Annotated in this window: 11 protein-coding genes; 7 read left to right on the forward strand and 4 right to left on the reverse strand. The window is 72.4% G+C overall.

The features are described 5' to 3' along the window. The first annotated feature begins 124 nt into the window (after positions 1-124). Complete coding sequence (locus BXA11_RS09860) at positions 125-736, forward strand: TetR/AcrR family transcriptional regulator (protein WP_076434223.1); 612 nt, start codon at positions 125-127, stop codon at positions 734-736. 246 nt (positions 737-982) lie between these two features. Here the strand turns inward: BXA11_RS09860 and BXA11_RS09865 are convergent, their stop codons facing one another. The 3 genes from BXA11_RS09865 to BXA11_RS09875 form a co-directional block, all read right to left on the reverse strand. Next, on the reverse strand, positions 983-1,441 hold the full coding sequence (locus BXA11_RS09865; RefSeq protein WP_076434224.1) for a hypothetical protein: 459 nt from the start codon (positions 1,439-1,441) through the stop codon (positions 983-985). A gap of 193 nt (positions 1,442-1,634) precedes the next feature. Further along, complete coding sequence (locus BXA11_RS09870; RefSeq protein ID WP_076434225.1) at positions 1,635-2,408, reverse strand: SDR family NAD(P)-dependent oxidoreductase; 774 nt, start codon at positions 2,406-2,408, stop codon at positions 1,635-1,637. A gap of 45 nt (positions 2,409-2,453) precedes the next feature. Beyond that, positions 2,454-3,014 (reverse strand): MarR family winged helix-turn-helix transcriptional regulator, encoded by a 561-nt coding sequence (locus BXA11_RS09875; protein ID WP_239105200.1) that lies wholly within the window; start codon positions 3,012-3,014, stop codon positions 2,454-2,456. Between the two features lie 111 nt (positions 3,015-3,125). Here BXA11_RS09875 and BXA11_RS09880 point away from each other — a divergent pair, with 111 nt between their 5' ends. From BXA11_RS09880 to BXA11_RS09905, 6 genes are all read left to right on the forward strand, one after another. After that, positions 3,126-6,419 carry an efflux RND transporter permease subunit gene (locus tag BXA11_RS09880; RefSeq protein ID WP_076434226.1) on the forward strand — a complete coding sequence of 1,098 codons (3,294 nt, stop codon included), beginning with the start codon at positions 3,126-3,128 and terminating at the stop codon, positions 6,417-6,419. Between the two features lie 84 nt (positions 6,420-6,503). After that, positions 6,504-7,133 (forward strand): ArsR/SmtB family transcription factor, encoded by a 630-nt coding sequence (locus BXA11_RS09885; protein ID WP_076434227.1) that lies wholly within the window; start codon positions 6,504-6,506, stop codon positions 7,131-7,133. Then, entirely contained in the window at positions 7,130-8,464 is a 1,335-nt protein-coding gene (locus tag BXA11_RS09890; protein ID WP_083744104.1) for an MFS transporter, read from the forward strand. Before BXA11_RS09885 ends, BXA11_RS09890 begins: the two co-directional genes overlap by 4 nt. Before the next feature lie 98 nt (positions 8,465-8,562). Continuing rightward, complete coding sequence (locus BXA11_RS09895; RefSeq protein WP_076434228.1) at positions 8,563-9,573, forward strand: RNA polymerase subunit sigma-70; 1,011 nt, start codon at positions 8,563-8,565, stop codon at positions 9,571-9,573. Positions 9,574-9,683: 110 nt separating this feature from the next. Then, the gene (gene purB, locus BXA11_RS09900) at positions 9,684-11,111 is read left to right on the forward strand and encodes an adenylosuccinate lyase (protein WP_076434229.1); all 1,428 of its coding nucleotides are present in this window, start codon (positions 9,684-9,686) and stop codon (positions 11,109-11,111) included. 8 nt (positions 11,112-11,119) lie between these two features. Next, positions 11,120-11,884, forward strand: a complete 765-nt coding sequence (locus BXA11_RS09905) for a GNAT family N-acetyltransferase (protein ID WP_076434230.1) — start codon at positions 11,120-11,122, stop codon at positions 11,882-11,884. A 16-nt stretch (positions 11,885-11,900) separates the two neighbouring features. On the opposite strand, the gene BXA11_RS09910 is transcribed toward BXA11_RS09905, so the two are convergent. Continuing rightward, entirely contained in the window at positions 11,901-12,638 is a 738-nt protein-coding gene (locus tag BXA11_RS09910; protein WP_076434231.1) for an HAD family hydrolase, read from the reverse strand. Positions 12,639-12,695: the final 57 nt, after the last annotated feature.

Consider the following 12,695-nt stretch of genomic DNA (forward strand, 5'->3'; position numbering starts at 1 on the left):
GTGCTGTGTGCACCTGGGGGTGACGGTGTTAAGTACACCGCTCTGTGTGCTTACCGTACGGGGCGGGTGGCCGGGACGCAAACTATGTACACCGGCCGTTACCCAGCCCGGGTACCATGGGCCCATGACGGAAGTGGAGAAGGGCCCCCAGGGCCGCCGCCGCGGCCGGGGCGCCCGCGAGCGCATCCTCAGCGCGTCCCAACAGCTGTTCCGCGAGCAGGGCATCAACCGCACCGGCATGAACGAGCTCTGCGCGGCGGCCCAGGTGTCCAAGCGCACGGCCTACCAGCACTTCACCGGCAAGGACGAACTCGTCGCCGAATACCTGCGCCGGTTCGACCCCTCCGTTCTGTCCGGCGTGTTCGACCGCACCGACCTCACGCCCCGCGAACGGCTCCTCGCCGCCTTCGACATCCCCCCCACCACCCCGCTGTGCCCCTACATCGCCGCCGCCGTCGAACTCCACGACCCCCAGCACCCCGCATCCCAGTACGCACGCGACTACAAGAAAGCCGTCGCCGCGCGGCTCGCCGACACCGCCCGCGAAGCCGGCGCCGCCGACCCCGAACAGCTCGGCGAGCAGCTCGCGCTGCTCATCGACGGCGCCGCGGCCCGCACCCGGGTCCTCAACGCCGACGCCTTCCCCACCGCCGCCGCCATCGCCGCCGTCCTCATCGACAACGCCATTCCCGCCGCGGCCGGCGATGACCGACGGCGAGAGGAAGAGTCAGGTTGACTTGGCACTCCGCGGCCGGGCTGGGCGCGCTGCCGGTCGTGCGGCTGCACCCGCCCCGGCATGGTGATGTGGTTGTGGTGCCGCGCGAACGGGGAGAGGCGAGAGACGTCCTCGTCGCGGACGTCGAAGCCGTCCCTGGCGGCCACCTTAGGGTCGGCGAGGGAGCCGGTGCCGCCTACGCGTGGCGTCCCCGCGGCGAGCCGGGGTTGCTCGCCGAAGGCCTGTCCCGGTTATGGTCTCGTTGCGTCACGACCCGTGGCGGGTCGACATGTTCTGCCCGATCAGGCACACGTCCGGTGCGGATCCGCAGAAGGAGGACTCCACCTCGAACACGCCGTGGTCGGTGATGGCCTGCTGTGCCTGTCCCCGGACGAAGGTGGGGCTGATGACGCCGGTCAGGTTCTGGTTGTGACGGCCCGCGCCGGATTGCCCCTGGCCGCCGCCCGCGCGTCCTCCCTTGATCACCTGGCCGCCGCCCGTACGCCGTCGTCCGATCATCTGCCCGCCGTCTCCGCCCGGACCGGGGTTGCGCAGGGCGATGTGCTCCGCGCGCGAATGATGCGGGGCGACGCGGGCACTCGCCGGCTGCGCGAGCGCGACCCCCGCCGCGGTGATCACGAGCGCGGCCACGAACAGCCGCCGGGCGGGGAGGCCCGACGCGAGGACCTTGGTGTCGCGCGGGTCGCGCGTGCGGGAGCGGGACATCTCGGTAACGGCCTTCCTGTTCCTGACCCGGCGTTCGCTGTCGCTCGTCCGGTTCCGCCGGGACGTGACCCTCATACCCGGCCTGGACCTGCGTAGCTGCGGCGCGGAGCCAAGTGGCGATCAGCTGTCGGCCACGACCCCGGAAACCCGCGGGTGGACCGGGGAGCCGGTCGCGCCGCCCGCCGGGCGCTTCCTAGTGGACGCTGAAGCCGCCGTCGACGCAGAGGGTTTGGCCGGTGACGTACGACGAGGCGTCGGAGGCGAGGAAGACGGCCACGCCGCGGAAGTCGTCGGGGACGCCGTTGCGGCCGGTCATGGACCGGGTGGCCATGTGCTCCACCCGTCCGGGGACGGCCTGGGCGGGCGCGGTCAGGGGGGTCAGGACGAAGCCGGGGATGATCGTGTTGCTGGTGACCCCGTGCGCCGACCACGCCTCGGCCTGGGAGCGGGTCAGCCCGCAGACGGCGGCCTTGGCCGCGCCGTAGACGCCGCTGTCGCCGAAGGCGCTGATGGACTGCTGGGAGCCGATGTTGATGATGCGGCCCCGGCCCCGGGCGGCCATGCGAGGTCCGAAGTGCTGCCCGAGCAGGAACGGCGCGGTGAGGTTGACGGCGATGGTCTGGTCGTAGTCGTCGGCGGTCAGCTCGGCCATGGGTCTTCTGATGTTGTTGGCGGCGTCGTTGACGAGGATGTCGATCTCGCCGAAGACGTCGCCCGCCTCTTCGCACACGCGGGCGACGTCGGCGCGGTCGCCGAGGTCGGCGCTGATCGCGGCCGCGCGCACGCCGTGGCCTTCGAGTCCGCCGACCGCCTCGGCGAGCTCCCTGCGCCGCCGGGCGACCAGGACCACGGCGGCGCCGGCGCGGCCGAGCGCCTCGGCGATGGCGTATCCGATTCCGGAGCTGCCTCCGGTGACCAGGGCGACCCGGCCGGTGAGCGAGAAGAGTTCCTCGATGTAGGTCGGCATATCGCCGGAAGGTAGCAGCAGGCCGGGGCGGGCCCGGGAGACAGGTCAGGCGGGCGGGCCGGCGTCTTCGGTGTGCATCTCGCGCATCACGTCCTCGATCTTGCGCATCACCGTCTCCATGGTGCGCAGGGTCTCGGTGTCGAGGCGCCGCAGGAGGCGGATGTAGCCTCCGGTGCCGGCTTCGATGATCTCGCTGGTGAGCCGCCGCCCGGCCTCGGTGAGCTCGACGCGGCGTACGCGGCGGTCGTGGGGGTCCTCGTGCCGGCTGGCCAGGCCCTGGGCCACCACGCGGTCGACGATGCCGGTGACGGTGGCCAGGCCGACGCCGAGGTGGCGGGCGAGTTCCTGCCCGGAGGTGGACCCGGCGAACGACAGGAACATGACGACCTTGAGCTGCTGCATCGTGAGGGTGGAGGCCAGCAGCGGCATCGAGCGGTCGCGGGCGAAGAACCGGCCCATGCTGCGCTGCAACTCCGCGAGGCGGGTGATGAGGCACCCGCGCTCGGGGTCCTCCCCGATCTCCGCGGGGGTGGCGGGGTCGTCCTGCGGGCGGGGGGCGGCCGCCGCGCCGGTTCCGGTGCGGCGCTCGGCTGGGCTGTCGTTCACTGTCACCTCTCAGGTCAAGAGGTTACCAGCCGTTAATGCGACCGCTGAATGTTCGGACAAGGCGAAGTGTTAGGCTTGGGCAAACACTTTCCCCCGATGTCAGGAGCTCGGATGACCTCCTTGGCCAGGCTGAGCCTTGGCAACCGCACCCTCGTGATCATGATCGCGTTGGTGCTCGCGGGTGTCGGTTTGTTCGCGATCCCCTCGTTGAAGCAACAGCTTTTCCCGTCGCTGGAGTTCCCGGCGGCGTTCACGGTGGCGAGTTATCCGGGCGCCGCTCCCGAGATCGTGGAGGAGCAGGTCACCAAGCCGATCGAGAGCGCGTTCCAGGGTATCGCCGGCGTCACCGACATCACCTCCACTTCCCGCGAGGGGATGTCGCAGGTGCAGGTGGCCTATGACTTCGGCACCGACATCGACCAGATGATCGGGAAGATGCAGCAGGCCGTGAGCCGGATCAAGGCACAGCTCCCGGCCGACGTCGATCCGCAGGTGGTCGCGGGCAGCACCGACGACATCCCGGTGATGGCGATCGCGGTGGGCGACGGCGGCGACCAGCACGCCATGGTCGACAAGATCGAGAAGATCATGGTGCCGGAGCTGCAGTCGATCGAGGGCGTTCGCGACGTCACCGTCAGCGGCGCCAGTGAGCAGCAGGTCGTCATCACCCCTGACCAGGGCAGGCTAGCCCCGCTGGGGTTGTCGGCCGCGGCCATCCCCGATCTCCTGCGGGCCAACGGAGTGTCGATCCCGGCCGGCACGCTGACCGAGGACGGCAAGTCGCTGACCGTGCAGATCGGCGACCCGGTGCGTACGGTGAAGGACCTCGAAAACCTCTACCTGACCCCCGCCGCGCCCGCGGCGGGCCAGGGCACCGGGGGCGGCCAAAGCGGCGGCGCAGGCGGCGGCGCGAGCGCAGGACGGGCCGCTGGCCAGGGCACGGGACAGGGCGGCGCCGCCGGGCCGGGGGCGTCCGCGAGCGCGGCGACGGCGCAGGCCCGTGCGGCCGCGGCCCGGCCGAAACCGGTCAAGCTCGGCGACGTGGCCGACGTCAAGGTCGTGGACGCCTCGGCGACCACGCTCACCCGCACCAACGGCACTGCGAGCCTCGGCGTGTCGATCACGATGGTGCCCGACGGCAACGCCGTGCAGATCTCCCACAAGGTGAACGACGCGCTGCCGGACCTGAAGCGTGCACTCGGCGACACGGCCGAGCTGACCGTGGTGTTCGACCAGGCGCCGTACGTCGAGCGGTCCATCGAGGACCTCACCACCGAGGGCCTGCTGGGCCTGGCGTTCGCCGTGCTCGTGATCCTGGTGTTCCTGCTGTCGGTCCGTTCGACCCTGGTCACGGCCGTGTCGATCCCACTGTCGGTGGTGATCGCGCTGATCGCGCTGTGGATCGGCGACTACTCGCTGAACCTGCTGACGCTGGGGGCGCTGACGATCGCCGTGGGCCGGGTGGTCGACGACTCGATCGTGGTGCTGGAGAACATCAAGCGCCATCTCGCCTACGGCGAGGAGAAGCGGCGGGCGATCCTCGGCGCGGTGCGCGAGGTGTCCGGCGCGGTGACCGCCTCGACGCTCACGACGGTCGCGGTGTTCCTGCCGATCGCCTTCGTCGGCGGGATGGTGGGGCAGTTGTTCAGCCCGTTCGCCATCACGGTGACCGTCGCGCTGCTCGCGTCGCTGCTGGTGGCGCTGACCGTCATCCCGGTGCTGGCGTACTGGTTCCTCAAGGCGCCGTCGCTCACTCCGCAGGAGGCGCAGGCCGCACGTGAGGACGCCGAGCGCAGGGAGCTGCGCAGCCCGCTGCAGCGGATCTATCTGCCGGTGCTGCGGTTCGCGACGCGGCGGCGCCTGGTCACGGTGCTGATCGGGGTGGTGGTGTTCGCCGCCACGATGGCGCTGGCGCCCAACCTGAAGACGAACTTCCTCGACAACTCGGGCAACGACACCACGCAGATCAGCCAGCGGATGCCGGTCGGGACCGACCTGGCGACCACCGACGCGGCGGCCAAGAAGGTCGAGGAGGTGCTCGCGGCCGACGGGGGCGTGAAGTCCTACCAGGTGACGGTCGGCGGCGGGAACCGCTTCCTCGGCGGGGTGGGCGGCAGCTCCGACCGCGCGTCGTTCTCCGTCACGCTGAAGGAGGGCGTGGAGACGTCCGCCCTGGAGGACCGGCTGCGGCAGAGGCTGGAGAGCCTGAAGGGCATCGGCGACGTCACGGTCGGCGGCAGTGGCGGCGGGTTCAACTCCGACCAGGTGCAGGTCATCGTGCAGGGCTCGGACGAGGCGGCGCTGAAGACGGCGGCCACCGCGGTGCGCGACGCCATGGCCGGGATCGACGGGCTGCGGGACGTCGCCTCCAACCTCGAAGACAGCGTCCCGCGGGTCGAGGTGCACGTGGACCGGGAGAAGGCCGCCGCCAGGGGCCTGACCGAGGCCGGGATCGGGCAGCTGGTCGCGCAGGCGTTCCGCGGCGCGCCGGTCGGCTCGATCGACGTCGACGGCCGGTCCAGCGACGTGATCCTGCGCGCCGGCGGTGACGCGCCGGAGGACATCGCGGCGATCAGGAAGCTCGCGATCCCCACGGCGACGGGCATGGTGAAGCTCGGCGACGTGGCCGACGTGGTGAAGGCCGACGGCCCGACCCAGATCACCCGGCAGGACGGCGACCGCACCGCGACCGTGTCGGGCACCGCCGACGCGTCCAACCTCGGTGCGATCACCGCGAAGGTCACCGACACGTTGAAGACGCTGACGCTGCCGGCCGGGGTGACGTACGAGATCGGCGGTGCGAGCTCTCAGCAGCAGGACGCGTTCGCCGACCTGGGGCTGGCCATGCTGCTCGCGGTGGCGATCGTCTTCATGATCATGGTGGCGACGTTCCGGAGCCTGGTGCAGCCGCTGATTCTGCTGGTGTCGATCCCGTTCGCGGCGACCGGGGCGATCGGGCTGCTGCTGGCCACCGACACGGCGCTCGGTGTGCCCGCGCTGATCGGCATGCTGATGCTGATCGGCATCGTCGTCACCAACGCGATCGTGCTGATCGACCTGATCAACCAGTATCGCGAGCAGGGTCTGGGCGTGGTGGAGGCGGTCATGGAGGGCGGCCGGCGGCGGCTTCGCCCGATCCTGATGACCGCGATCGCGACGATCTGCGCGCTCACCCCGATGGCGCTGGGCGTGACCGGGTCGGGCGGGTTCATCTCCCAGCCGCTGGCCATCGTCGTGATCGGCGGCCTGATCTCCTCGACGCTGCTGACGCTGGTGCTGGTGCCGACGCTCTACACGATGGTGGAGCGGCTCAAGGAGCGCATGCGCCGTACGCCGAAGGAGCCCGCGGCGGGCGACGACGACCTCACCGTGTACGGCAAGGAGGCCCTCGAACCGGCCAAGTGACCCGGCCGTCACAAAGGCATAACCGCAAACAGTTCTTCGCGAAGACTCCTTCGCGAAGAACTGTTTGCGGTTTATGGTGGGGTCATGACCGATCACGGCGACATGCCCCAGAGCCCGCTCACGGAGGACGCGGTCGTCCTCGACGCGAAGGGGCTTCGCGCCCTCGCGCATCCGGTGCGCGTGCAGGTGGTGGGCCTGCTGCGCAAGCACGGCCCTTCGACGGCCACCCGGCTCGCCGAGCTGCTGAACATCAACTCTGGGGCGGCCAGCTACCACCTGCGCCGGCTCGCCGCCGCGGGCTTCGTCCAGGAGGACACCACGCGCGGGAACGCGCGGGAGCGATGGTGGCGCGCGGCCCACCAGTCGACCTTCCTCGACGACCTGGACCTGGCCGAGCAGGAACCCGAGGCGACGGTGGCCTACCTGCAGTCGGTCGCCGCCACCTACACCATGCGCACCCAGCGGGCGATCAACGAGCTCCAGACGATGCCCCGCGAGTGGCGTGCCGCGTGCGACATGAGCGACTGGGCGCTGCGGCTGACCCCGCAGGAGGCCATCGCCCTGCGGGAGGAGCTGTGGGCGGTCATCGCGCGCCACCGCCGCGACGTGCCGGAGGCGGCCGGCGCCCCCGAGGACGCCGAACGAGTGTCGCTGATCGTGGAGATCCTGCCCGAACTGGACGCGCCCGCCGCCCCGGAAGACGACACCCCATGACCGGCGAGGACACGGACAACGACACGGGCACGGGCAAGGACGCGATCACCGGCGGTTCCTCCCGCGCCCGGAGGCTGCGGCCGCTGGGCGGGCTGCTCGCGGCCATGGCGGTCGCGCTGACCGGCACCCGGGTGTCGGCCGTCGCGCTGCCGTGGTTCGTGCTGGTCACGACCGGCAGCGCCACCCAGACCGGGCTGGTGGCCTTCTGCGAGATGACTCCGTACGTGGTGGTCAAGGCGCTGGCCGGGCCGCTGGTGGACCGGACGGGATCCCGGGTCGTGTCCTGGAGCACCGACGCGGTCAGCGCGGCCGCGGCCGGCGCGATTCCCCTGCTGCACGCCGCGGGCCTGCTGTCCTTCCCGGTGCTGCTGGTCCTGGTCGCGGTGATCGGCGCCGTACGCGGCCCGGGCGACCTGGCCAAGGAGATCATGGTCCCGGAGGCCGCCGAGCGCGCCCGGGTGCCGCTGGAGCGGGCCACCGGCCTCTCCGGCGTGACCGAGCGGCTGGCCTCGACCCTCGGCCCGGCGGCCGGGGGCTTCATGGTGGCGCTGCTGGGACCGCTGACCGGTCTGGTCCTCAACGCCGTGTGCTTCGCCCTCGGGTCGCTGATCATCGCGTTCGCCCTGCCGCGCGGCATGGGTCACCCGGCGGACCAAGCCCCGGCCGCGTCCGGCTCCGGCTACTGGCGGCGTTTCGGTGAGGGCTTCGCCTTCCTGCGCGGCGAGTCGCTGCTGCTCACCATCATCGTCATGGTCGGGATCACCAACCTGCTGGACGCGGCGTTCGGCACCGTCCTGCTGCCCGTGTGGGCCGAGCGGTCCGGCAACGGCCCGACCGCGATCGGATTGAGCAACGGCGTGTGGAGCGCCACGGCGGTCGCGGGAAGCCTGGTCGCCGCGGCCGTGGCGCATCGGATGCCGCGCCGGGTCGTGTTCTTCGCCGGGTTCCTGCTGGCCGGTGCGCCGCGGTTCCTGGTGCTGGCCTCCGGCGCGCCGATGTGGGCGGTGCTGGCGGTGTTCGCGGTGAGCGGGGCCGGTGGGGGCTTCCTCAATCCGATCCTGGGGGCGATCGCCTTCGAGCGGGTGCCGCACGCCCTGCGCGGCCGGGTCAACGCGCTGGGCGACGCGATGGCGTGGGCGGGCATCCCTCTGGGCGGGCTGATCGCGGGGGCGGCGGTGGCGTGGTCCGGTCTCGCGCCGGTGCTGCTGGTGGCCGGCGCGGCGTACTTCCTGACCACCAACCTGGCCGCGCTGCTGCCGCAGTGGCGGGAGATGGACCGCCTGCGCGGCCGGGGCGCTCACGAGTCGCGGGCGGCCGAGCCCGTCGCGTGAGACGGTGGCCCGGGACCGATGAGTTTTCCCCCGCCCGGCCGTCACATCCGTACAGCGGCCAGGCCCGCGCTGTGAAGGAAAAGGCGAAGGAGACGCTTGTGGAGGAGGAGCCGCAGGAGGCGGCCGCCGCGGCGGCCGGCGACGCGGCGGCGTTCAGCGAGCTGTGCGAGCGCTACCGAGGTGAGCTGCGGGTGCACTGCTACCGCATGCTCGGCTCGCTCGATGACGCCGAGGACCAGGTTCAGGAGACGTTCCTGCGGGCCTGGCGCGGGCGCGCCGGCTTCGCGGGGCGGGCGACGTTCCGCGCGTGGCTCTACCGCATCGCCACCAACGCGTGCCTGGACGCCCTCGAACGGCTGCCGCGCCGGGTGCTGCCGCATCACCTGGAGCCCGCCAGCGAGCCCGGCCGGGCCGCGGCCGGGCCCAGGACCGACATCCCCTGGCTGCAGCCGTTCCCCGACCGTCTGCTGGAGGAGGACGGGCCTGGCGGAGAGGTGGTCGACCGGGAGACGATCGAGCTGGCGTTCCTGGCCGCGTTGCAGCACCTGCCGCCGCGGCAGCGGGCCGCGCTGATCCTGCGCGACGTCCTCGCCCGGCCCGGCGGGGAGATCGCCGACCTGCTCGGCACGAGCCTGCCGGCGGTCAACAGCGCGCTGCAGCGGGCTCGCACGACGATGCGGCGCCACCTGCCCGCGCGCAGGGCCGACTGGCCGCGCGCCACCGCGGCGGCCGCGGAGCGCGATGTGCTCAGGCGCCTGATGGCGGCCTACGAGGCGGCCGACGCCGCCGCCGTCGCCGCGCTGCTGGCGGGCGACGCCCGCGCGTCGATGCCGCCCTACCCGTTCTGGTTCGAGGGGCGCGAGGCGATCACGGCGCCGCTCGCCGACAGCTTCGATCCCGCCTCGCCCGGCTTCCAGGGGCGGTTCCGGATGCTGCCGGTCGGCGCCAACCGGCAGCCGGCCGTCGCGTCGTACGTACGCCGGCCCGGCGACGCCGCGTATCGCGAGTTCGCCCTCACGCTTGTGCGGGTGGAAGGCGGGCTGGTCGCGGAGATCACCTCGTTCGGGCCGGAGCTGTTCGCGGCGTTCGGGCTCGCCCCTGCGCTGTGAGAACCCCACTGTTGAGACCGCACTGCTGAGAACCGCACTGTGAGAGTCCCGTGAGTGTGCGCGGCACCTGCGGACAGCCGGCGGGAGCGGGCTCAATAGACTGGGCCAACGTGAATGCCAAGCCGCGTATCCCGAATGTCCTGGCCGCCCGTTACGCCTCGCCGGAGCTGGCCCGCCTGTGGTCTCCCGAGCACAAGGTGGTGCTGGAGCGCAGGCTCTGGCTCGCCGTGCTGAAGGCGCAGGCCGACCTCGGGATCGAGGTGCCCGAGCAGGCGATCGCCGACTACGAGAAGGTCGCCGAGCAGGTCGACCTGGCCTCCATCGCCGAGCGGGAGAAGGTCACGCGGCACGACGTGAAGGCCCGCATCGAGGAGTTCAACGCCCTGGCCGGGCACGAGCACGTCCACAAGGGCATGACCTCCCGCGACCTGACCGAGAACGTCGAGCAGCTGCAGATCCGCGACAGCCTGCTGCTGGTGCGCGCGCGGGTCGTGGCGCTGCTGGCCCGCCTGGGCCGCCTGGCCGCCGAGCACTCCTCGACCGTCATGGCGGGCCGCTCGCACAACGTCGCCGCGCAGGCGACCACGCTCGGCAAGCGCTTCGCGACCGTCGCCGACGAGCTGCTGGTGGCCTACGAGCGGCTTGAGGACCTGCTGGAGCGTTACCCGCTGCGCGGGATCAAGGGCCCGGTCGGCACCGCGCAGGACATGCTCGACCTGCTCGGCGGCGAGGACCGGCTGGCCGCGCTGGAGGACCGCGTCGCCGAGCACCTGGGGTTCTCCCGCCGCTTCACCAGCGTCGGCCAGGTCTACCCGCGTTCGCTCGACTACGACGTGCTGACCGCGCTGGTGCAGCTGGCCGCCGCCCCGTCCTCCCTGGCCAAGACCATTCGCCTGATGGCCGGGCACGAGCTGGTCACCGAGGGCTTCAAGGAGGGGCAGGTCGGCTCGTCGGCGATGCCGCACAAGATGAACACCCGCTCCTGCGAGCGGGTCAACGGCCTCACCGTGATCCTACGCGGGTACGCCTCGATGGCCGGGGAGCTCGCCGGCGACCAGTGGAACGAGGGCGACGTGTCCTGCTCGGTCGTCCGCCGGGTCGCCCTGCCCGACGCGTTCTTCGCCTTCGACGGCCTGGTGGAGACCATGCTGACCGTGCTGGACGAGTTCGGCGCGTTCCCGGCGGTCATCGAGGCCGAGCTGGGCCGCTACCTGCCGTTCCTCGCCACGACCAAGATGCTCATGGCGGCCGTGCGGGCCGGGGTCGGCCGCGAGACCGCTCACGAGATCATCAAGGAGCACGCGGTCGCCTCGGCGCTGGCCATGCGCTCGCGCGGCGCCGGCAACGAGCTGCTCGACCGCCTGGCCGCCGACGACCGCTTCCCGCTCGGCCGGGCCGAGCTCGACGCGCTGCTGGCCGACCGGGCCTCCTTCGCCGGCGCGGCCGCCGGTCAGGTAGCCGCCGTGACCGAGCGGATCGGCGAGATCACCGCTCGCCATCCCGGCGACGCCGCCTACGCCCCGGGCGCGATCCTGTAGGGACGCGCGTGCGTGAACTGGTGAGCGAGGCCGAGGTCGTCGCCGCCTCGGGCGACGACGACCTCGTGGTGTGGGCGGCGCAGGGCATGCGGCCCGGCGTACGCGCCTGGGCGTGCGGGGACGCGGTGGCGGTGGCCAGCCCCGAGGCGTCGCGGCGCGACCGCCTAATCGTGCGGGGCACGGCCGCCCAGGTCGTCGCGCTCGTGCGGCACGCCCTGGCCGAGTGCGGGCCGTCGTACCGGCCCCTCGGCGACGCACAGCTGATCGAACGGGTCGTCGAGGCCGCGCCCGAACTGGAACTGGCCGGGCACTTCTCCTGGATGGGCACGGAAAAGCTCGCCCCGCCCCGCGGGGAGGTGACGAGCCCGGGGGTGACAGATCTGGAGGGGGCGGCGTCCTGGCTGGCGGACTCCGCCGCCCCGGAGGTGGCGGCGCTGCTCGCCGCCGCCAACCCCGGCTCCTACGCCGTGCCAGGCCTGCCGCGCGTACGCCGGTGGGCCGGCGTGCGGGACGGCTCGGGCGCCCTGCTGGCGGTCGCGGCCGACGCGTGGTCCGCGCCGACGGTGGGCCTGCTCGCCGGGGTCGCGACCGCCGCACCGGCGCGGGGACGCGGGCTGGGGGAGCGGGTGTGCCGGTTCGTGGCCTCCGCGCTGATCGCCGAACACGGCCGCGCGGCGCTGATGGTGGACGACTGGAACCGGGCGGCCGTCGGCGTCTACGAACGGCTCGGCTTCGCCCGCCGTCGCGTCGCCGCGGCGGGCCTGCCTGCTTGAACGGACCTTGGGCGGTTCAGGCGGCGCGTGACGGGCCGAGCAGGCGCGGACTCAGCGCGGCCAGCACGTCGGGCAGGTCGCGCAGCGTGGTGATCCTCGCCACGGCGGGGGAGGAGACGCCGGGATCGGCGCGGTAGCGGTCGAGCCACACCCCGTGCATCCCCGCCCGCGCGGGGGCGACCGCGTCGAACAGGAGGTTGTCGCCGACCATGAGCACCTCCTGCGGGCGCAGGCCGAGCTTCGCCGCCGCCTTGTGGTAACACTGCGGGGCGGGCTTGAACGCGCCGAGCGTGTCGGGCGTCAGCACCACTTCCATGCGGTCCATCAGCCCGATGCTGCGCAGTTTGGCCTCCTGCTGCACGGCCACGCCGTTGGTCAGCACGCCCAGCACGGGGGCGTCGCCGAGGGCCGCCAGCGCGTCCAGCGCCTCGTGCACGTCGGCGAAGGCGGCCCAGGCCGACTCGTAGTGGGTCAGGAAGCCGGCGAAGGCCGCGTCCGGGTCCGGGGGCTCGGGCAGTCCGAGCCGCCGGCAGAACTCGCGCAGCCGCCGGCGCCGCTGCTCGGCGAACGAGCACTCCCCGGCCTGCCATGCGGGCACGTGCTTGTCCTCCAGGTCGAGCCACAGCGCCGGCGCCTCCGGCAGCAGCTCATGCCCGGGGCAGACCGACTCGGTCCAGCGGGTCGCGGCGTGCGCGACCGCCCGGCGATGATCGAAAAGGGTCTCGTCGAGGTCGAACAGAATGGCCCTGATCACGAGTCCTCATCTTGACTGGGTCGTGTTTCCGGCGCGTTTCCTGTCAGTGAAGCCCTC

This window comes from Microbispora rosea (assembly GCF_900156315.1).
Taxonomy (GTDB): domain Bacteria; phylum Actinomycetota; class Actinomycetes; order Streptosporangiales; family Streptosporangiaceae; genus Microbispora; species Microbispora rosea.